This is a genomic window from Aliivibrio sp. S2TY2 (assembly GCF_028765525.1).
GTDB classification, from domain to species: Bacteria; Pseudomonadota; Gammaproteobacteria; order Enterobacterales; family Vibrionaceae; genus Aliivibrio; species Aliivibrio finisterrensis_A.
In genome coordinates this window covers 54,944-77,829 of the sequence record NZ_JARACS010000008.1, presented here as the reverse complement: position 1 = coordinate 77,829, position 22,886 = coordinate 54,944, and the positions used below count along the sequence as shown (strand labels likewise).

Genomic DNA, 22,886 nt, shown 5'->3' with positions numbered 1-22,886 from the left:
TATAATATGAAAACACAAAAAGAATAATGTCAGATTGTGTTTTCATATGAAGATTACTTATGACTATTCACTAATGAATCCGCCTGTTTGGTGGTTCCATAGTTGAGCATAAATGCCACCTAATGCAACGAGCTCTTGATGAGTGCCTTGCTCAACAACGCGACCTTGGTCCATCACTAATAGTCGGTCCATCGCTGCAATAGTTGATAAGCGATGAGCAATAGCAATAACCGTTTTTCCTTCCATAAGCTCATCTAAGCTATCTTGAATTGCCGCTTCTACTTCGGAATCAAGTGCAGATGTCGCTTCATCTAAGATCAATAGCGGCGCATCTTTCAGTAGTACTCGTGATATAGCTATACGCTGACGTTGGCCCCCTGAAAGTTTAACTCCTCGCTCACCAACTTGAGCATCGTAGCCTTTACTGCCATAGGAGTCGGTTAAGGTTTCGATAAATTCATGAGCTTGAGCCTGTTTAGTCGCAGCAAATAATTCGTCATCACTGGCATCAGGTCTGCCATATTTGATGTTATCTCTAATAGAACGGTGTAATAAAGAGGTATCTTGGCTTACCATACCTATTTGGCTGCGTAATGAGTCTTGTGTGACGTCTCTTAGATCGTGACCATCAATAGTAATAGCCCCTGACTCTATATCGTGAAAACGAAGTAATAGATTGACCAATGTTGATTTTCCAGCACCAGAACGGCCAACTAAACCAATTTTTTCTCCCGGTTTTATTTCAAGATTCAAGTCATTAATTACGCCTTTATTTTCACCATAGTGGAAATTTACTTTATCAAACTTAATAGAACCTTGGGTTACTTTTAGCTCTGAAGCTCCTGCTTTATCATTAATAGTAATAGGCTTTGATAATGTATTCATTCCATCAGTTACTGTGCCTAGGTTTTCAAATAATGAGCTGATTTCCCACATGATCCAATGTGACATGCCATTAATTCGTAATGCTAAACTAATCGCGATAGCAATAGCACCAACCGACAATACATTGTCAATCCATAGCATGATAGAAACAGCTGCAATTGAAAAAACAAGAAGGTAGTTGATGATTTCTACTGAAATGTTAATCCCAGTAGCCAAACGCATTTGTTTATGCACGGTACTAAGGAATTCTTTCATTCCTTCTTCTGCGTATTCAGTTTCACGTTTACTGTGACTAAATAATTTTACTGTGTTGATGTTAGTATAGCTATCAACAATACGGCCTGTCATTGTCGAACGGGCATCGGCTTGTTTTTCTGAAATCGCTTTTAATTTTGGAACAAAGTAAAACTGGATAGCAACATAGGCTGCTAGCCAGATCAGCATTGGCGCCATTAAACGCCAATCTGCTTGACCAACCATAACGATCATTGAGGTGAAATAAACAGAGATATATACCAATACATCAAGTAATTTCATTACCGTTTCACGAACCGACAGAGAGGTTTGCATTACCTTTGTCGCAATACGCCCTGCAAAATCATCAGAATAAAATGAAACACTCTGCTTTAGAAGGTATCTATGAGCCTGCCAACGAATAGCCATTGGGTAATTTCCCAATAGCGTTTGGTGAGTAATAAGAGAGTGAATAAGGATTAAAATAGGGACCCCAACCACTACAAGTAGGCCTAGCCACATTAAAGTATGGCCCTCTTGAGCTAAAAATGTATCTCTATTATGCGTCGATAGCCAATCAACTAATTGTCCCATGAAACCAAAAAGTGAGACCTCAATAACCGCAATAATGGCACTTAGAGAAGACATTGCAATAAGAGGGAGTTCATAGCCTTTGGTGTAATGACGGCAAAATGCATACAGTCCTTTTGGTGGTTGCTCAGGGTCTTGTTTTGGAAACGCGGTGGTAAGCCGTTCAAAAAAGTTAAACATACATGAAGCCTTTAATTATTGATTTTGTTTAAGAGTAATATCAATGTGTGTTGTAAGAAAAATTTCCATTTCTACATATCATTAACATAACTCAAAACGTAATTTTATGTAATTGATTTTATGAAATAATCAATAAGTTCTTTAAAATAATTAGCAGACTGAGACGCGCTAGAGGTATCATTAACAAATCTTACTAATTATGAGCAATGTTATGAAAAAAATACCAACTAATATTATTACTGGCTTTCTTGGGGTCGGAAAAACCACCACGATATTACAATTGCTAAAAAATAAACCTGAAAATGAATCTTGGGCTGTTTTAGTCAATGAATTTGGTGAAGTTGGTATTGATGGTGCATTCTTAACGGAAAGTGGCGCAATGGTGAAAGAGGTCCCTGGGGGTTGTATGTGTTGCACCGCAGGGTTACCGATGTCGGTTGGGATAAATGCGCTTTTAAGACAAAAACCAGACCGTTTGATTATTGAACCAACAGGCTTAGGCCACCCTAAAAAAATACTGGCTATTTTGCAGTCAGAAAACTACAAGAATTACATTGACTTAAAAGCAACCATTGGCCTTGTTGATCCTAGAAACCTATCTGATGAGAAGTATACGAGTAATCAAAACTTTAATGACCAATTAAATATCTCAGATATCGTTGTTGCGACTAAAATGGATATGGCATCAGACTATGATGAATGTTTATTTTATTCTTGGGTTAAATCGTTACTACATCAACCAAAATCAACCGCTATTGACCATGGAGAATTACCTTTACACTGGTTAGAGGAAGATCGAACCACTGACTTAATCATTGAAGAGCACCATCACCATCATGCAGAGCAAGAAATAGTAGAGATGGTATTAGAACCGGGTCAAAAATTTTGTCGTAAAGAAAATAAAGGGCAAGGTTATGTTAGCTGTGGTTGGTTCTTTGGGGCTGAATCAGTATTTGATTTTGATGAGCTATTTTCAATGCTTTCAGCACTGACTGCTGAGCGTGTTAAAGCGGTGATGAACACTAATAAAGGTTTTTATGCATTCAATGTTGCTAATGGCGTTGTTTCTGTCAACTTACTTAGCATTGATGGTATGGAATCAAAATTAGAAGTGATTGATACTCAGTTGTTACCTTGGGATCAGTTAGAGGGTGTGTTATTAAGTTTACTTATTGAAGAGTAATAGGTTTAGTAATAACAATAAAAAAAGAGAGGTTAACTTATTGGTTAGCCTCTCTTTTTATGTATATATTTAAAAAGAATTAACGTTTGTTTTTCAAGTAACGCTTACGGCGCTCTTCTTTTTTCTTAATTTGTTGTTCAACTTTAAGCGCTGCTGCAATTTCAACGGCTTCAAGCTCAGCAGGGATCATGTCGGGAAGCTCTAGAGTTAATTGACCTAATGTGCCAGAACGTAGCTCATGAAGTAGAATTTCAGACGCTTTATAGATGTTGATTCGTCCGCCAGCTTGCAAACAACCACGACTACGACCAATTGCTTCCATCAATTCTACATCGTTATTTGGTAATTCATCTAAGTTATAACGCTCTTTCAAACGCTCTGGGTACTGTTTTGCTAAATACTCAACAGTATAAAAGGCAACTTCATCGTATTCCATTGCTGTATCTTTAACGGCACCTGTGGCAGCAAGACGGAAACCACTGTGTGGGTTTTCAACTTTAGGCCATAAAATTCCAGGAGTGTCAGAGAGAACAACGCCATTTTGTAAATTAATACGTTGTTGGCGACGAGTTACCGCTGGTTGGTTACCGGTTACTGCAATCATACGTCCGGCTAAGGTATTAATGATGGTTGATTTACCCACATTTGGAATACCCATAATCATGGTTCGAACGTTTTTTCCCATCGCTTCACGATGCGGGACCAACTTACGGCATCTTTCCATAATTTTATGGATTTCATCTGGATTACTGGTTGTCACTGCCATTGCTGTAACACCTTGCTCTTTCTCAAGATGCTCAATCCAAAGTTGAGTCACTTCAGGATCAGCTAAATCACGCTTGTTCAAAACTTTAATACAAGGCTTATCTTGGCGTAGAGAGGCAATCATTGGATTCTCACTACTGAAAGGGATACGAGCATCAAGTACTTCAATGATCACATCAATTTTAGGGATCACCTCAGCGATCTCTTTTTGAGCTTTATGCATGTGACCAGGGAACCATTGGATGGACATAGCGTGAATCCTTTAAAAAATCAAAAACGCTATTTTAGCGACAAAGTGAAAAGAGTAAAGGGAAGTTACGCTGCTTGGTGTTTTTGTTGATGTAACGGTAAAGGTTTACCTATTAAAAAACCTTGAAAATATTCTACACCTAATGCTTTCATTTTTTCATATTGTAATGGTGTTTCTATGCCTTCAATAACGACTTTTGCATTTTCTTTTTTTGCTAAAGCGATCGCAGATAATAATGGTTGGGTTAACCCTTTATCGTATTGCAGAAGTAATTTACGGTCTATTTTAATGATATGAGGGTTTAAACTGGATACTCTTTTTTTACTTGATGCTTCACAACCAAAGTCATCAATAGCCACATTAAACCCATGTTCTTTAATACCTTGAATAGCGGTAGCTAGTCCCTCTTCATCATGATAGTGGAATTCAAGCAACTCTAGTGTCACTTGTTGTGGGGTTAAACCTAGCTGTTTTATTCGAACCTCAAGTAAAGATATATTGATATTTTTAAGCTTATGCTGATGAAAATGGATGGCCGACTCTGGTAATACATTAAGAAAGAGTTGGCAATCGTCAGATGCAAAGGTTGAAAAGTTTCGGATATGGATAATCCGGCTAAGTCTTTCAATATTCAATATGTCTTCTAATGAATGAGTTTTACTTTTGAAAAAAAGATCGGGGCGTATTGACGTCATCTTGTGATCAAAAATACGAAGTAGTGCCTCATACCCAATCACTTTATTTTGAATATCTACAATGGGTTGAAATACACTTTGTAATATGAAATTGTCATATTTTGAGTAGTATGAGCCACTTTTACTATCAATAAATAAGTATGGTTCAAATTCATTTGGTGTGGCTAAAATCATGCTCGACTCCCTTCAATAGCATTTGATATTGATAACTGAATCAATAAATCTAATCAAATAAATTAGAATCAATTATCGAGTTAAATCACATAATAAGGCAAAAAGAAATGGTAGGGAGTAGCAACTCAAACTAATGTAACTAAATCTAATAATGAGTAAACCGTCATTCTAATTTGGGAGGCAGTAATGTCTCTTTTCTATTTTAGGTATTTATAATTTAGAGGATTCCATTTTAATTTCAGATGATTTCTCTAGGTTAGTGAACAAAAAATGAGATATAGATAGCACCAATAAAATTTCGAAATAACATTCTCAATAATGTTACATATTATAATCTAATATTAACTGGTTTTGACATTGATGTGACGTTTAGGTGGTTTGTTCACTCTAAAGTAGATCATTGATTTATGAAGTTGTGACAGTTTAAAATTTGATTGGTGTATTAATAAGAATGTTTATTTCTCATTTAAAAAATAGTTTTAGTACTAAGCTATTTAGTTTGTTTATTGGCTTGTTTTTATCTCTCGGCGCTCACTCTGCTGATCTGACTATTGCTATTACGGCTGATAGTGCGATTTATGAAAACAATGAAATCGTATCCTATCAAGTTACTGTCACCAATGTATCTTCAGTTACCATTGATGATATTTCAGTATCTTCCGAGTTTATGTCTGCAATGTCAGGTTCTGAACTCGCTTTTCAATCAACGGAAATATCAGGTTCTGCTACTTGGTTCTCTAATAAAGGGGATTTTAGTACGTCAGGTGACCTTATGGTTAGCAATGCGAAGTTACAACAGGGTGGTGTGCTAACTTATACTGTTTTAGCAAGAGTTTCAGATACTGCTATTGCTGATGTTTCGATTCAAGCAAATGTAACTTCATCATCCGAAAGTATTGATTCAAATACACAAATTATCACGCCAGCACCTTATGTATATACATTGACTCTTTCTGTCGATAAAAGCCAATACGAATTAAACGATCTGTTAACTTATACACTAAAGGCTGAAAATACAGGCAGTTATAAAGTTCAGCACCTAGCCATTAATCAATTGTTTTCCTCTTTATCGGTTGAATCTATTGATGGCAATTCTGTTTCTCCATTTTCATCGGTTTCTATTACAGCAAAAAAAAGTGGATCAGGCAGTGATACGGGTACTTTTGCTTCACAAGGAGATCTTGTAGTTAGTGATGCTACTCTTGATGTTAGTGGCAGCATAACCTACACAATCAAAGCGGCTGTTATTGGTACCTTGGTCGGTGACATTGTCACTTCTGCTGACTCAGTAACCAAAGAAGGGAATTTAAGTAGTAACCAACTCACCACGCCACCAATTATTGGTGAGTTGACCATTACAAATCATGAATTTGAAAATACAACGCCTTATTTGGTTAATGGTGAAATGAAAGTTCACCTGAGTGTTGAAAATACCGGTGGTGGTATTATTCATAATTATCATGTCCAACATAACATTTCAGACTTGCTGTCTACTTTAGGTAATGATTTAGATGCAATTAAGCTTGATCAGACTGATGTACAAGGTAATCCATATAACTCATGGATATCTAAAGTAAATACGATTGGTAGCAACTCTGTATCGGCTCTTAATGACAGTGGTGAACTAACAGATACAGCATTTGATGATGTGGTTTCTGTCTATCCTGGTGAGACAATTGATTATTTAATTTCAGCAACAATCACACCTGTAACTATCGGTGAAATTAAGAACTTAACCACAAAAGTCTTAAAATCTGATGGGTCTTTAGCTAACTCGGTGAGCCAAATTACGGCTCCGATTAAGGCTGAAAAAGTGCTACAAACAGCCGATCCAGAAATTAAAATCACCAAATCGACATCACAAAGTCAGTATACCCCTGGTGGCGAGGTGGTTTATGACATTACGGTTGAAAATACGTCAAGTAAGTATTTTGCTAATAATTTGATTGTCGTTGATAAACTGTCATGTATTAAAACAGAGCAAGCGGGTGGTGCTGGCTCGGCAAGTGCTTTTAAATCATGGAAGTTAGAAGTTACTGATGGCAGTGATAATCAAGGAACAGATGCGGGTAAATTTACAGCGTCAGGTACTAGAGATGTTGTTGTTTCACCCGATGTAGCTCCCGGTAAAAAGGTCATCTATAAACTGACAGCTACGGTTAATGATACTAGCATTGGGATTATCATTGATAATGATCCGAGCTGTGCCGATGATGTAACAGAAGATGGGACAGGGGTTGAAATGCCTGATGACAGTTTATCGGTAACAAAAGATGTCGATTCTTATTATTATTCATCAGGTCAATTGCTTACTTATACTATAAAAGTAACAAATAACGGCGATGGCTTTGCCGATCAAGTCTCTGTTGTTGATGATTTAGCGGCAATCATGGTGACTGATATTCATGGTAACTCTGTTCCCGCTTATTCTTATTGGACTGTTACAGCAAGCGCGGAGCATATTGATGGAACTCCTGCAAATTCAACAGATACAGGGCTCTCTGGATCTATTGTTTATCCCGATATTTTAGATGTAAAAGCGACAATTGAACCAAAAACTACAATAACTTACACCATAAGTGCAAGAACAATTGCAACAGCAAATAGTACGATAACAAATGAGGTGATTGTTGATGGTAAAGCAATCGCAGATAGAGGCTCGGTACCAAGAGATTTCGCTGTGACGATAAATAAAGCCGTAAAAATTGATGGAGCGGCGACGTTTAGTGGAGAGCAAACCTCATACTCAAAACCGGCAACAACAGTGACGTATCAACTCGTATTAAAAAACGATAAAGCAAATGGTTATGCTACTAATGTAGACGTGGTCGATCCGATCTCCACCATCAAAGCTGATTTATTAGAGCCTGAAAATACTCAAATACCAGTATTTACTACTTGGACAATTGCAACGCAAAAAGAAGTAATTGATGCTTCTGGTTTGTCATCACAAGAAGAAGCAGAGCTTTTGGGTGCTACTGATGTAGGTATCGTTGAAAATAATAAAGACTTAAATACAACCGCACAAATTCCGCCGAATGTTCGCATTATTTATACGATTACAGCGCAGATTGACCGTACTGATGATAATAAAATTGTTTGGGGAAAGTTTAATAATATAGCCACAGTTTCTACGCCAGACAATGGAAAGTCGAATAGTGATAATGCATGGGTTCATCCTAAAGATCCGGATGTATTGGTAACTAAAACAACGCCTAATGATGTGTTTAAAGTTGGAGAAACTGTCGAGTTCAATATTTATGTCTTCAATAAAGGATCAGGGTATGCCAATGACGTAGATGTCAGTGATGATATTATTGGTATGGACGTATTTGAACCAGGCTGGACAATTCAAGCAAGTACAGAAGGACACCCTAAGAGTGGCAGTTATGCTGATATAAAAGCTACATGGCCAGATGGCGGAAATATTCAATCTAGAGTAGATATTGATCCAAAAGAATCATCTGGTGATTATAATGGCATGGGTTATGTTGTTTATAAAGTTACAGGTACGGTTAAATCTGATTATATAAAAGATGAAATATCAAATACGGCAGAAATTCATGATCCTGCTACAGGTACGGATCATTCGTCAACGGCAGAAATAGGTAAAGGGGCCGTAACAGAAAAATTTAATATATCGATCTTAAAAACCTCAGATAAAGTGAAAGTGGTTCCTGGTGAAGATATTACCTATACCATATCACTGTTGAACAACAGCACGACAATAACAGCAAAAAGGCTGACTGTTGCTGATTTGATGACTCAAATAAAATCGGTACTAGCAAACGATAAAGACGATCATTTTGAAAATGATGTAGACCAGTCTCCCTTTGACTATTGGCAAATAAAACTTGATGGTGAGGCATCTTTTGGTCCTCAAAATACGGATGATTTTATTTATCCAGCAGTAGGATCATCTGATGTATTAGAGCTTGCGCCACAAGAAGTGAAAACCTTCCAAATTAAAGCTAGAGTTAAAGACAATTACGTTGGTACGGTGATGTCTGGTTCACTAACTAATTTGTTGCCTAATGATGCTTATGTTTATCGTGATTTTGGGGAGGTAACAGAACAATCTCATATTTCACATCACGAAAATGAAATTACTTGGAATGGTGCTGATACCATTAGACAGGTGTTGGTTAATGGTTCTCCTAATCAGTATTACAGCCCTGGTGATGAATTAACTTATACCATCAAAGTGCTTTCTAAAACGGGTTACTTAAATAACCATAAAGTATCTGAGGATATTTTAGGTTTGAACGTTCTACTTATGGACGGTACTTCAGAAAACCCATTCACAAACGTATTCTCTGTTGACGTAATTAAAGATGATGCTAATGGTGGTCGTGGTACTACGGATGGTACCCTCGACGGAACGGTTGAAAATAATAAAAATATTAATACCACAATAGATGTAGCCGGTGGTGATTTTGTTTTATATACCGTAAAAGGTATTGTTCGTGATGATGCCGTAGGTGATATTGATATTGGTGGCATAACGATTCGACCAAATGAGTTTCATTTAACCTTCTCTAAAGAAGTTGATGAGATTAACTATAAACCGGGAGAACCTTTAACTTACCATTTGCTTATTACTAATGACGGAAAAGGTAATGCTTACGATATACCTGTACTTGATGAAATATCAAAAGTACAGGTTGAGCTTGTCGATGGTAATTTAGGACCAGCATTTATGTCTGGTTGGACAATAAACCCAGTTATCACTGGTGGTTCTGCTGGGGGGAATGCCCAAGTAGGTACGGTAACAGATGGAAAAGACATTAATACAAGAGCGTCAATTCCTGCAGGTGCGACCATTGATTATGTAGTGACGACCACCGTAAACCCTAAAGCTGTTGGGGACATTATTAACATACTATCGGTTAATGGTGACCGAGTGAGTGCAATCTCTAAGCCTGATGCTCAAAAATTTGATTATTCAAAAACCATTTTAGCTTATTACGATACTGATGGTGTTACTAAGTTGAGTTCTGGTTTAGCAGGATATAAGCCAGATGGGTTTATTGAATATCAAATTGAAATAGTCAATGATAATGAAGTGCATTTGAATGATATTGCAATTATCGACAGAATTCGCTCAATAACAACTGACTGCTATAACATCAATACTGGCAGTATTTATACATGTCCTGCTTTTGATCGCTGGGAGATAATAACGGAAACGGATAGAAGTCCAATATCTAATCCGGGAATCGTTAAAGATAACGAGAATATTGATACAACCTTTGATCTAGCTGCAAAAAGTGCCACTCCATTAGGCTCGTTTGTTAGATATAAAATAAAGGCTCATATTGTAGAGAGTGCGGTTGGGGAATTCAAAAATGAAGCGCTTATTGCGGGCAGATATAATGTGAGTTCTGATCGTTCCGTTATGCTACCTTCTGTCATTAAAAAAACACATAAAGCCTATTCAGATAGCAGCTTTAGTGCTGTTAAAACGACTTATAATCACCAAGTTGATGATCAGAAAGTCTATTATCACTTACGTTTAGAGAATAATGGTGATGGTACTGAGTATGGCAAATCGCTGGTTGAGAAATTCTCAGAATTAAAAGTGAGATTAGCACAAACGGCTCTAGGCCAAGGTGATAACGAGAAAGGCATTGTATATCAACCAAATGGTTGGACAGTTACTGCGACAACGTCAGGCGAATCGATGACTTCTATTGGCTCCTATGTTGGTGGTGCTAATGCAGATATTAATTTGGCTTATGTGTCTATTGCACCTAAAGGATGGATCGACTTCGTAATGGAATCACAGATCCGTGACGATAGCTTAGATGCCATTCAAATTAAGCCTTTATATAATGGCAGTGGTTTTTCAAAATCACATATTAATTCAGACCCTAGTGGACTAGAAGTTACTAAAAAGATCATATCAATTGCAGGCAATTCTTATAGTAGCGGTGATACTTATAAGCCGGGTGATAGTGTAGAATATCAATTTGTTGTAAAAAACATTCAACCTGTTTGGCGTGATAATACGATCATTCAAGATTTACTTTCTGAATTAAAAGTAGAAGTTATTGGTGGGGCGATAGAGCCTGCATTAATCAACACCAATATTACGGATGTAGTAACAACAGGTTTGGATGCTGATATTGATACAAAGCCTTTAGATTACGATCCTAAAGATGATCTTGATATTAAAGCGTCAGATGGTTTAGATATTGCTCCAATGGAAGATATTACTTTTACCATTACAGGGAATATTCGAGAGGATGCCGTAGGAATTGTTGATGCCAATACGGCAATAGGTGGTAATAATACAGTTACAACAGATCCTATTCCACCAGTAGCACCTTTATTAGTATTTGAAAAAACAGTAATTAATACAACATCAGACAGTAATACGTGTTCATTTCCGTCAACGACTGGCAGTGGTTGTCAATACAACCCAAGCGGACAAGTGACTTATGAAGTCATGGTGCGAAATGACGGTGAAGGTACTGCTAATGATATCGTAATAAAAGATCTAATTAGTGCTTTAAAAACCTCTGATGGTATTGATGCATTTACATCAAGTAATGTGCACCTTATTGAGCAGCCAGATCCTTCTCGATTTTCTATTTCAGGGCAGTATGACGGTTCATCGGACTTAAATGCAACGTTTGATTTGATGTCTGGGGACAGCTTGAAGTTTGAGATATCAGGAACGGTGTCAAATAATGCAACAGGGTCAATAGTAAATACCGCTCAGATAGATGGTGTCAATTCTAATGATGTAACATTGGCAGCGGGCACGGCTAAGATAGTTGCCATGAAAGCCTCTGATATCAGCACTTACTCACCAGGGCAACCAATTAAATACACGATTCGAATCTTAAATAAATCAGACACTAACACTGAAGTTACAGTTGTTGATCCTATCTCAACATTTATGGTGAAAGCTGCAGATGGTTCCATGCAACCGGCTTTGGAGTCATGGTTGATTACGTCACGTGTAGTATCTGATGGTGACCATGATTCATCACCAAGCTATACGGATATCAGTACGTTACCTACAAGTGGTGATATTAATTCTGTTATAAAAATGGCAGCTAAAAATCCTGATTCAACCATGACAGAAGTGGAGATCGTTATTGATGGCATGATCAGAAAAGATGCGATTGGCCAGTTTACAAATACGGTAACTGTCAACGGGGCAAAGTATCAAGTTGATGTAGGCTATATTGTTCCAGAAAAGGGTGAGCTATCCGTAACAAAAACTGCATCTAAAACTCCGGCTACTTATGTTCCAGGGGAGACCATTGGGTTTGATGTTCAAGTTGAGAATACTGGTGGTGGCTATGTAACTAATGTCAATATTAGTGATCTAAGTAAATCAATAAAAACTGATTTTGCAGGCCAAGCCAGAGAAGGGCGCGCATTTGAACAGTGGGACATTACTGATGTATCAGTTATTGGAGTTGAACCGTCATTATCACAAATGGTAGCTGGCAGTGAAGTCACAGGGACTGATGGCTATGAAGTTAATTACAATATCGCACCATCACATATCATTAATCTGCATCTAGAAGGAAAAGTAAATGATGCTGCAATGGGGGATATTACTAATATTGTTAATGTTACAGATGCTGAAAACAAAATAAAAAGAGCAGAGGTTACTTATACACCGGAAAATGCATCATTAACGGTAACGAAAGTAGTAGATAAACCAATCTATGAAGCTGGTGATACATTAACGTATACCATTAAAGTGACAAATACGACCGCAGCATGGGCCAAAGATGTTCAGATTAGTGATTTTGTATCTACAATTGAAAGCCCAACAATCGATGGAAATACATTAACTGCATTTGATCCCGCTTCTATTAGTATTTCTGGAAGTTCATTAACCGGGCATACGGTTATCCCAACGATTACTTCCGGTGACATTAATGGAATGATTGAGATAGCGCCAAACGATGAGTTGGAAATTACCATCAGCGGTAAGTTATTACCAACGATTCATGGCGAAGTTAAAAATACAGTTACCGTTGAACTTGATGGTGTTACTCAAACCGCAGAAGCGATTAGCCTTCCTATTATTCCAGTCGTTACTTTACTAAAAGAAGCGCCGGTTGAGACCTATGTTCCAGGTGAAACATCAGATTTTGTTATTACCGTAACCAATGGCACCAATGGCTTTGCCGACGACATTAAATTAGACGACATCATTTCAGCTTTAACTGTAGAAACGATAGATGGCATACAGGAGCAAGCATTCAGCCATTGGGTTCTAGATGTTGAAGCGAATGATTCTGATACCGTTATAACACGAACCAGTTCGACGATTAATGAAGATATTCAGGTCAATATTGATCTCGCTCCGCTTGATACAGTGACATTTACAGTCAGTGGAACAGTTAATCAAAAAGCTACAGGGATTATAAAAAATACCGCCACGATGGAATTTAATGGAGTACCTGTCACTGATGAAGCGGAATTAAAGCCTGCAGCACAAAATGTCTCTTTTATTAAAACCTTAAAAGATGGTTCTCAAGAGGCGAAATACATTCCAGGAGAAGAAGCAGAGTTCCATATTACTTTAGTAAATAATGCCGCTAGCTTTGCTCAAGATATACAGATCACCGACATCATTAGTGATCTACAAGTAACGACAATCTTAGGTGCAACTGAAGATGCCTTTAGTTCATGGGATATTAATTATGACATACAAAATGATAAATACAGCACAACAACTATTGATCCATTGCCGCTAGGGAAGGATATCAATGTTACTGTTGATTTAGCACCAAATGCGACAATTGATTTTATCGTGAAAGGTATTGTGAATCCTGATGCGCTGGGCGACATCACCAATACTGCGAGTATAAACGATGGAACAACAACGATAGATTCAACCGCAGTATTAAAGCCAGAAGAGGTGGTTTTAATGGTGAAAAAAATCGCAGACAAAGCAGAGTACACAAATGACGACGACGAGATAACCTATACGTTAGGTGTGACAAATAGAGGTTCATCAGATGTCTCAGGTGTACGTTTATTTGATGAAATTTCAGCGCTTCAAGGGGCTAACGGTAATCCTCTGTTTACAGAGTGGACGTCAAAAATTATTGAATTTCCTGGCGGAGCGGTAATTGACACCCAAAATTCGGTTGATCTAGATTCAACTCAAACTTTAAAAGCTTACGAAGGTAACGCCTTTGAAATTATCGTTATCGGCAAAATAGGAAAAGGCCTTGATGATGATATTACTAACACCTTTACTGTGACGACTCCTGGTGGGATAACAGCCGAAGACAGCGTCACTATACACGTTAAGAAGTTTGCAGATAATGAAGGTGAACTTCAAGTAACTAAACGAGCATTAAAAGACAGTGCTCAAGTTGGTGATGTTGTTGAGTATGAAGTGATCATTGAAAACCACAATGAAGCTGAATTTAAAGGCGTTAAGCTAGAAGATAGATACCCATCAGGTTTCCAATATCTTGAAGGTTCGACTGAAATTACTAACAGTGGTCCAGATGGAGAATTTGATACGTTTGATGATGTATTTACCAACCAAGATCCAAGCATGACCAATGTATTGACCTTTAACATTGGCGATATGCTGGCGTATGGTTCAAGCGGTTCAACAATTCAAGAGAAAGTTCGTGTTCGATACTTATTGCGTGTAACTGTGGGTGCAACATTTGGCAGTTATGTGAATACGGCGTATGCCATGACACCGGCAGAAGGAATGACAAGCGGACCATTAGAAATTAAGTCAAACATGAGTAGCGCAACGGTTGAAATAACCCCTGATAAGCTATTTGATACCGCTTCAATTATCGGGAAAGTGTTTGAAGATCATAATGGTGATGGCTATCAAGCAGAAGCCACTGCATTTGATATTACGATCACTGCTGATATTCCGTCATCCGTTTATGTGCTTAATTCAACGACTTTGGAAATTCAAGGCCAAGAAGAGGCGCTTATTGAAAAAGAAGTTGCACCAATAAATAAAAGTATCGTTATTGATCATTTATTTGGACTCTCTAGAAACAGAACCTTACCTGAGGGAAATAAAGCGGTACTGCAATTTGCAACCACCACTCGAGATAAGTTTGATTTTACGGTAACGACAGAAGATGGTACTCACATATTGTTCAAAAAAGATGATTCAGTGATCACAAGTCATACCGATGAACGACAAGAGGGCCTAACCGGAGAAAATCTGAACATTACTCGAAATCTCTATAAAGATGGCTCTCATTATTTATGGGAAATTATCATAGAGAATATGGGGTTATATGAAGATGGTATTCCAGGCGTTAGGCTACTTACGGTTGAAGGTATTATTATTGAAACGGATCAATATGGTCGCTATCACGTACCAGATCAGTGGGTATTGGATAAAAAGGGCAAACAATTCCTTGTAAAGGTTGATAGTGATTCATTGCCAACAGGCATGACCGTTATCAGTGAAAACCCAAAGGTGTTACGTATAACACCGCACGCACTGACAAAATTTAATTTCAGTATTCAAAGCAAAGATGAAAAATAACTCAATATAAAAATAAGAATAGAAGTTATTAGGAGATATATGAACGTATTTAAAAAGAGTCAGTTAACGGTGTGCGTGTTATCCGCATTACCTATAATGGTGCTCGCAAAAAATACCGACAATTTACAGCAGTTGGATTCAGACAGTATGGGTATTTCAGTAGATGCCCATGAACAAACAGACAGCTCTCGCATCTATTTAGAGGAAGGGGCTATTTGGGCAAGTCGTGATATCACTAAATTTGATCCAGTATTGGATTTAAGTGTTAACGATGAAGTTGAAATTTCGGATGGCAGTTTAGTTAATTCAGTGAATTTTTCAGTTAACACAAACTACAGTTATTACATAAAAACGTGGCAGCTAGAAGTATATCGAGGCGCTGATCGCCATTTGTCAGAGCCTCTGGTGATAAAAAAAGGCGACACGTTAGCCAATAGCACCGATATTGAATGGGATGGTTCTACGGATGTGGATTATCAATTTAAGCTTGGCGAGCAATTATTGTTTAGACTTAAAGTGTGGGATAAAGACGGAAATATGGATGTTACCACTATTGGTGTGGTTGATTTAGTTCGTCCAGATAAAGATTTGTCGATAGATAAGAATGCAAATGATGAAGAAAATGGTCGCCATTTTGGGAAGTCGACCCTAATGCGTCATAACATTCCAACCTCATCAGGATTGGCTAAATTTATTGGTACAGGACTAGATGGTGTTGATAAAGTTATTATTGGTGAAGATGAGTTTGATGTTACAGAAGGAAAACTTTACGCCGAAATATTCTTACCAACTGACGCTTATCGATTTCCTACGACGGTCGTATTTGACTCTGGTGAAGAGCGTCGTTTTTCATTGTACGCACGAATTCCTGACACCTACTATGCGCAAGCAGGTCTAGCTGATTTTTATGTCGGTGCAAATCGTGTTGGTGGTAGTGCTGGAGCACTAGAGGTTAATGACCAGTATGCTAAAGATATCTATAACCAAGGGCGTCTCGCCTATTTCGGGCAAGGTAAATTTGGAGACAAACTGCGCGTTGTTGCTCATGTTGATACAAAAGAAAGTGCCGTAAAAGACATGTTTAAAAATCCATTTGCTGCGGATGACAGCTCAACTGTTTTTGATATTGTCGATGGCGATGATGAGATGATGTATGGCAACTATGGCGATGGTGCGAATATCCAAAAAGTTGTCAATACCAAAGGTAAGGTCTATTTAGATATCCAGTATGATAAGTCTCAATATTTATGGGGTAATTTCAATACAGGGATAACAGGAACAGATAACGGTGATTATAACCGTAGTCTCTATGGTTTTAGAGGGGATTATCGAACAAGAGAAACCACTATATATGGTGAAGATCGTTTAAACATTGTCGGTTTTGCATCACAAGCCGATTCTTTGTATTCACATGACGAATTTTTAGGTACTGGCGGTTCACTGTATTTCCTACAGCATGGTGAAGTGCTTCCTGGTAGTGATAAAGTCATGATAAAAGTCATGAATAAAGACAGTGGTATTGTTGAGAAAGAGCTTCCATTACAACCTGGTCGAGATTATGAAATTGATGAGTATCAAGGCCGAATTATTTTAACTCGTCCTTTATCTGATATTGTTTCAGACAGTTTTGGTTCGGTAATTGATGACTCTCCACGTGGTGGTTATGAGAATTACCTTTCTGTTGATTATGAGTATGTTCCTCGCGGAAAAGATGCTCAAGATGCGATGGCCTACGGTGGTCGAGTTAAAGGTTGGGCGAACGATTATATTGGTATTGGTGCTACTTATATTACGGAAGAGAAAGACAGCCAAGATTACGAGTTGTATTCAACAGACCTAACGCTTCGAGCAACAGAAGGCACCTATTTAAAAACGGAATTTGGTCATACGACAGGAACACAGGCAGACAGTAACTTTGTCTCTTTTGATGGCGGTTTGACTTTCACACCAATTTCATCGGGTAATACGGATGATCGTGAAGGTAATAATATACAAGTTCTTGGTGTCGCAAGTTTATATGACTTAGCGCCAGAATTATTTGGGGCAGTAGGTAATGACGTTAAAGCGTGGTACAAATCCAAAGATGCTGGTTACTCTTATGCAAGCCAAAGCGATGATTTAGAGCAAGAGTCTTACGGTACTGAAGTTCGCTTACAAGTGAGCGACCGTGTTCAAATATCTACACGTTTTACTTCGATGGAAGAGAAAGAGCTAGATGGCACCTTAGAAACAGATACAGAACAAGTTGAAGCTGAAGCGCAATTCTTGGTTACCGAACATATAAAATTGTCAGTTGCGGGTAAACATATTAAAGAACTGAATCAGCAAAAAGAATCAGGGACAGGATCACTTGCTGGAGCCAAAGCAGAATATTTGTGGGACAGCGAAAACAGCGTTTACATTAAGGGGCAAACTACTGTCGATGCGACGGATTCTTATGATGATAATGACAGCATCACTCTTGGTGCAGAAACCCGTGTTTTAGACGATTTAACGCTAGGTGGCGCGTATACCACGGGCAGTCGAGGTGATGCTGCAGAAGCAACGGTAAATTATGATGTAACTCAAAATTACTCGACTTATGTCACCTATGTTGATGATAATTATCAAGACCAGAATAACGTTATTTTAGGTCAGAGAGCAGCATTAACACAAACCGTCGATTTCTATCAAGAAAACCAATTTGTTAATGAGAATAATGGCAAAGGCCGCATTGATTCGTTTGGCTTTGATAATGAATTTACCGATGATATTGATATCGGTATTGCTTATCAACAAGGCGAAATTGAATACAATAATGATCCAAACAATAGCATTACTGGTATTGTCTATCGTAAGGCAGTGAGCTTTAATGTTAGTTTCGATCTCGATGATGTCTTATTGAAGAATAAGATCGAATACCGCGTAGATGAAACTGAAGAAACCAATGAAAAAATAGAGCAGTGGGTAACAACCAACAGTTACACTCATCACTTAACGGAAGAATACACTGTATTTGGTAAGTTTAATTATTCTCGCTCTGAGAATGAAACAAACAATGAAATGTTAGCGCGATTTATTGAATCAAGCATCGGCTTAGCCTACCGTCCTATTTATAACGATAAACTTAATCTGTTAGCTCGCTATACCTACTTAGTTGATTTTGATAATTTAAATCGAGACGTAGAATATTCTGATGAAGAAAGTCATATCATCGAGACAGAAGCAATTTATTCGTGGGATGCGCACTGGGACTTTGGTGCAAAATATGCATATAAAGATAAATATGAACGCTTTGATAGAGCTTCAGGTGCTACCGTTGATGTAAACAGCCAAATTTATCTAACGGGTATTAGTGCCTCTTATCGTATTATGAAAAATTGGGATATCACAGGTCAATATCATTGGAAGGTTGATACACAATATGACGAAATGGAAGACGGCGCATTAATTTCATTTAATAAACACCTGACAGATAACTTTAAAATGGGTATTGGTTATAACTTCTCTCGTTTTGATGACAATTTAACGAATGATGATGATTACGATGCAAGAGGGGTCTTTATTAACCTCATCGGGAAAATTTAAAGGAAGAGAAGATGAATAGAAAAAAACAATTACTGGTTGGGTTAACTCTTCTTTCTGTATTTGGGTGTAGTACAGACACCTATGTTAGCCAAGAGAATATTGATAAATACGATGAACGAGTTCAAAAGTTTTTAATCGCAGAGTGTTTAGTCCCTCAACGTGAAATTCAAGTTGCTGTGGCAGAGCATTTTGAGTTCGATAAATCAGAATTAATGGAAGCGGATCATACATCATTAAACCAATTTATTAATGAAATTAAAAAATTAAAAGGTCGTGTTGCGATTGTTGGTCACACTGATTATCAAGGTTCAGTAAAATACAATGAGCAGTTATCATTTAGACGAGCTGAGTCCATAAAAGCTTACCTCCTGCAAAATCTTAATGCTGAAAACTATGAGTGGGAAATAAAATACTACGGTGAGAAAAAACCAATTGCAGAGGGGAAAACATTAGAAGCAAACGCGATTAACCGTCGTGCTTTTTTAGTGTTTGAGCAAACCGTTGAAAAAGAGACAAACCCTGCTTGTTTACCACCAGAGCCAAAGCGTAAAGTCTACGTCACTATGGCATCCCATTTTGATTTTGATAAATCAATATTAAAAGAGAAAGATAAGGTAGAGTTAGACAAATTAGCTTTAAAATTAGAAGGATTAACAGGGCGAATTTTAATCGCGGGGCATACAGATTATCAAGGTTCTGTAAGTTATAACGAGAAACTAGCCAAAGAACGCTCTATTGCGGTACAAGAATACTTAAAAACCAGAGTAGATCCGACGCAGTTTGTATGGGAAGTAAAATCATTTGGTGAAAATGATCCGATAGTTGAAGAGCATTCTTTGAAAGCCAATGCTGAAAACCGTCGTGCATTTGTTGTTTTTAAGGAAGGTCCATTACCTGAAGAGAAGATTGAATCTTTAACTGAAACTGAAAAGAATGAGTCAATCAATAATAATGAATAGATCATTAGGGGCTGATATGCGTAAAGGGATGTTTAGTAACTGAATAATATAAAAGAAAGAGAAGGAAGGGCATTCATTTATACAATGGACGCCCTTATTAAGTTACGCGGTCACGGTTACTTCGTAAGACCCGAATTTACGAATATTAATTACACCCGTATCAAACAGTAAATATTGACCTTTAATGCCATTTAATACGCCAGTAACTTCAGGGTTTTTATCAAAATTATGGCTGACAATTTTGGTTGGAAATTCATTAACAGGGAATGCGATATCAAGAATATTTTCATCTAATAGTTCAACAGAATCTTCACCGTGTTCAGCTTGAATTTTCGCAATGGCTTCTTCTACTTGAGGAAGGAGTTCTAATGCCGCTTCTTTTAGCGCTAATGGCTCATTATTGCCTTTTAATAAGGTACGCCAATTGGTCTTATCTGCGATTAATTTTGCTAATTCAATTTCAACTAATCCTGAAATTAAACGGTTCTTAACTTTAGCAATAGGTAACCCTTGTGTTGCACCTTGGTCAATCCAGCGCGTTGGGATTTGAGTGTGGCGAGTAATACCTACCTTTAAACTTGAAGTGTTTGATAGATAAACATAATGATCAACAAAGCAGTTAGCTTCTCCCCACTGAGGTTCGCGACAAGTCCCCTCTGCAAAATGACAAGTTTCTGGTTTCATAATGCACATATCACAGCTTGCCAGTTTTTTCATACAGACAAAACAGTGACCTTGAGAGTAACTTTTCTTTGTTTTTTTACCGCAAGAGCAACAGAAAATATTGCCTGTATGCGCTAATGTCAGCGTTTGACCAATGAGTGTGTTGAGTTCGACTTCTTCGTCTCCTACCGGTAGACGATATTGTACTGCGCCATCAAGTAGGGATGCGCGCATTTTTGCTATTGTTCCAGTGATTTGAATGCTCATAGACTTCTCTACTACTTATTATAAAAGATGTTTATTATCGAATGTTTTTATTATTAAAGATATTGTCTATCTTATCGTTTATTGAGGCATTGTAGCAAAGTGGTGGGTGAGTGTAAGTGACCAAATGAAGAATTATGTGCAAGGTTAAAGGAGTCTTATGCTATACTCCGCCTCATTAGACCAGAATGACTGGTTATCCATCAATAATACTCGAAATTGGAGTGCAGCTTTTGCAATTTAAAGATTTAGGTTTAGATAATCGCCTATTAAAAAATCTCGCTCACCAGAACATCAAAAAACCAACTGAAATTCAGCGTAAAGCAGTACCTATTGCGATGGCAGGAAAAGACATTCTTGCATCATCAAAAACAGGGTCAGGTAAAACACTCGCGTTTGTATTACCAATGCTTCATAAATCACTAAAATCAAAGTCGTTTTCTAAAAATGATCCACGAGCTGTGATTTTAGCGCCAACACGTGAACTAGCAAAACAAGTATATACGCACCTACGTGCAATGTTGGGCGGGTTAACGTACGATGCTGCATTGATCACTGGTGGTGAAAACTTTAATGATCAAGTCAATGCACTTCGTAAATTCCCTAAATTTATCGTAGCAACTCCTGGTCGTTTAGCGGATCACATAGAGCATCAATCTTTATTCTTAAATGGATTAGAAATGCTTATTCTTGATGAAGCTGACCGTATGCTTGACTTAGGTTTTGCAGATCATCTTCAAAAAATTCACCAAGCAGCAAACCATCGTCGTCGTCAAACTTTAATGTTCTCTGCAACGTTAGATCATGATGCGGTAACTCAGTTTGCAGGCAACATGTTGGATAACCCTAAGTTTGTGTCTGTTGGTTTATCTACCGATGAGCATACAGATATTACGCAAAGCTTTTACTTGTGTGATCACTTAGATCATAAGCAAGCGTTGTTAGATAAAATCATTGAAACGGAAAAATACTTCCAAATCATGATCTTTACAGCAACACGTGTTGATACCGATCGTTTAACTAATTTACTGAACGAACGTAACCTTAAAGCCGTTGCATTAAGTGGTGACATGAATCAAACCGCTCGTAATAACATCATGAGCCAGTTTGAGCGTCGCGCACATAAAATACTAGTGACAACAGATGTTGCTTCGCGTGGTTTAGATTTAACTAGCGTAACTCACGTTATCAATTTCGATATGCCAAAACATATGGAAGAATACGTTCACCGTGTTGGTCGTACAGGGCGTGCTGGTAAGAAAGGTACAGCGATTTCTCTTGTTGGGCCAAAAGACTGGGAAAGCTTTAAGCGTATAGAGAATTTCTTACAAAAAGAATTAACGTTCTCTGTATTTGAAGATCTAAAAGGCAAATTCAAAGGGCTTGTACCGAAGAAGAAACGTACGTTTGTGAAGAAAGCAGATGCTAAGAAAAATACAGCAAAACGCGGAACTCATAAGCCAAAAACAGCGAAGAAACGTGATAATTCATTCCACACTAACGTAGCAGTGGGTGATCAAGTGTTTATGCCAAAGAAAAAGCCAAAAAAATTAGTAGTAGATGACGAATAAAGCGTTGTTTATACATTAAGAATATAAAAAGCCAAGTGAACCTTCATTCACTTGGCTTTTTTATTAATTACTGAGTAACTTGTATACTCTAGTGATTATAAATACTCACATAAGTATGCGGTTTCAACTTCAACTTTAACGTCAAATGAAGAGTTGCCTTCAACTGAGAAATCTTCTCCAGAACTAAACACTACCCAATCAGCATCGGCAGAGCGCTTTATAGTAAGAGCCCCTGTGATTACAGACATTTTCTCTGCTGCATTTGTTCCAAAAGTATAGTTACCCGGTAACATAACACCAACAGAAATTGAATTGTTCTTTTGAACAAAGCCAATTGATTTAACTTTGTCTTCAAAATAGCTATTTACAGTTAACATGGTTCTTCC

10 protein-coding genes are annotated in these 22,886 nt (G+C 37.7%); 5 read left to right on the top strand and 5 right to left on the bottom strand.

The window, feature by feature from the left end:
* Window positions 1-63: 63 nt before the first annotated feature.
* Complete coding sequence (locus PVK63_RS13220) at window positions 64-1,890, bottom strand: ABC transporter ATP-binding protein (protein WP_130087620.1); 1,827 nt, start codon at window positions 1,888-1,890, stop codon at window positions 64-66.
* A gap of 211 nt (window positions 1,891-2,101) precedes the next feature.
* Here PVK63_RS13220 and PVK63_RS13215 point away from each other — a divergent pair, with 211 nt between their 5' ends.
* A complete protein-coding gene (locus PVK63_RS13215; RefSeq protein WP_130087621.1) occupies window positions 2,102-3,073 on the top strand; it encodes a CobW family GTP-binding protein in 972 nt (323 codons plus the stop codon).
* 79 nt (window positions 3,074-3,152) lie between these two features.
* Here PVK63_RS13215 and ylqF read toward each other — a convergent pair whose 3' ends face one another.
* Together ylqF and PVK63_RS13205 are read right to left on the bottom strand one after the other, a co-directional pair.
* On the bottom strand, window positions 3,153-4,088 hold the full coding sequence (gene ylqF, locus PVK63_RS13210; protein ID WP_130045866.1) for a ribosome biogenesis GTPase YlqF: 936 nt from the start codon (window positions 4,086-4,088) through the stop codon (window positions 3,153-3,155).
* 65 nt (window positions 4,089-4,153) lie between these two features.
* Window positions 4,154-4,957 carry an EAL domain-containing protein gene (locus PVK63_RS13205; protein ID WP_130048111.1) on the bottom strand — a complete coding sequence of 268 codons (804 nt, stop codon included), beginning with the start codon at window positions 4,955-4,957 and terminating at the stop codon, window positions 4,154-4,156.
* Window positions 4,958-5,408: 451 nt separating this feature from the next.
* On the opposite strand from PVK63_RS13205, the gene PVK63_RS13200 reads away from it, so the two are divergent.
* From PVK63_RS13200 to PVK63_RS13190, 3 genes are read left to right on the top strand one after another with little or no spacing between them, the layout of a single operon-like run.
* Window positions 5,409-15,476 (top strand): DUF11 domain-containing protein, encoded by a 10,068-nt coding sequence (locus PVK63_RS13200; protein WP_130087622.1) that lies wholly within the window; start codon window positions 5,409-5,411, stop codon window positions 15,474-15,476.
* A gap of 39 nt (window positions 15,477-15,515) precedes the next feature.
* Entirely contained in the window at window positions 15,516-19,043 is a 3,528-nt protein-coding gene (locus tag PVK63_RS13195; RefSeq protein WP_130087623.1) for a hypothetical protein, read from the top strand.
* Between the two features lie 11 nt (window positions 19,044-19,054).
* Window positions 19,055-20,002, top strand: coding sequence for an OmpA family protein (locus PVK63_RS13190; RefSeq protein WP_130087624.1), 948 nt, complete (start codon window positions 19,055-19,057; stop codon window positions 20,000-20,002).
* A gap of 102 nt (window positions 20,003-20,104) precedes the next feature.
* On the opposite strand, the gene PVK63_RS13185 is transcribed toward PVK63_RS13190, so the two are convergent.
* Complete coding sequence (locus PVK63_RS13185) at window positions 20,105-20,932, bottom strand: DUF2797 domain-containing protein (RefSeq protein ID WP_130087625.1); 828 nt, start codon at window positions 20,930-20,932, stop codon at window positions 20,105-20,107.
* A gap of 185 nt (window positions 20,933-21,117) precedes the next feature.
* Here PVK63_RS13185 and PVK63_RS13180 point away from each other — a divergent pair, with 185 nt between their 5' ends.
* Window positions 21,118-22,500 (top strand): DEAD/DEAH box helicase, encoded by a 1,383-nt coding sequence (locus PVK63_RS13180; protein WP_130045872.1) that lies wholly within the window; start codon window positions 21,118-21,120, stop codon window positions 22,498-22,500.
* 95 nt (window positions 22,501-22,595) lie between these two features.
* Here PVK63_RS13180 and ppnP read toward each other — a convergent pair whose 3' ends face one another.
* A complete protein-coding gene (gene ppnP, locus PVK63_RS13175) occupies window positions 22,596-22,877 on the bottom strand; it encodes a pyrimidine/purine nucleoside phosphorylase (protein WP_130087626.1) in 282 nt (93 codons plus the stop codon).
* Window positions 22,878-22,886: the final 9 nt, after the last annotated feature.

Bases quoted from the DNA above. Each gene is read 5' to 3' on its own strand.
- PVK63_RS13200 (WP_130087622.1), top strand. From the start codon at position 5,409: ATGTTTATTTCTCATTTAAAAAATAGTTTTAGTACTAAGCTATTTAGT.
- PVK63_RS13215 (WP_130087621.1), top strand. From the start codon at position 2,102: ATGAAAAAAATACCAACTAATATTATTACTGGCTTTCTTGGGGTCGGA.
- PVK63_RS13190 (WP_130087624.1), top strand. From the start codon at position 19,055: ATGAATAGAAAAAAACAATTACTGGTTGGGTTAACTCTTCTTTCTGTA.
- PVK63_RS13195 (WP_130087623.1), top strand. From the start codon at position 15,516: ATGAACGTATTTAAAAAGAGTCAGTTAACGGTGTGCGTGTTATCCGCA.
- PVK63_RS13205 (WP_130048111.1), bottom strand. From the start codon at position 4,957: ATGATTTTAGCCACACCAAATGAATTTGAACCATACTTATTTATTGAT.
- PVK63_RS13185 (WP_130087625.1), bottom strand. From the start codon at position 20,932: ATGAGCATTCAAATCACTGGAACAATAGCAAAAATGCGCGCATCCCTA.
- ylqF (WP_130045866.1), bottom strand. From the start codon at position 4,088: ATGTCCATCCAATGGTTCCCTGGTCACATGCATAAAGCTCAAAAAGAG.
- ppnP (WP_130087626.1), bottom strand. From the start codon at position 22,877: ATGTTAACTGTAAATAGCTATTTTGAAGACAAAGTTAAATCAATTGGC.
- PVK63_RS13180 (WP_130045872.1), top strand. From the start codon at position 21,118: ATGACTGGTTATCCATCAATAATACTCGAAATTGGAGTGCAGCTTTTG.
- PVK63_RS13220 (WP_130087620.1), bottom strand. From the start codon at position 1,890: ATGTTTAACTTTTTTGAACGGCTTACCACCGCGTTTCCAAAACAAGAC.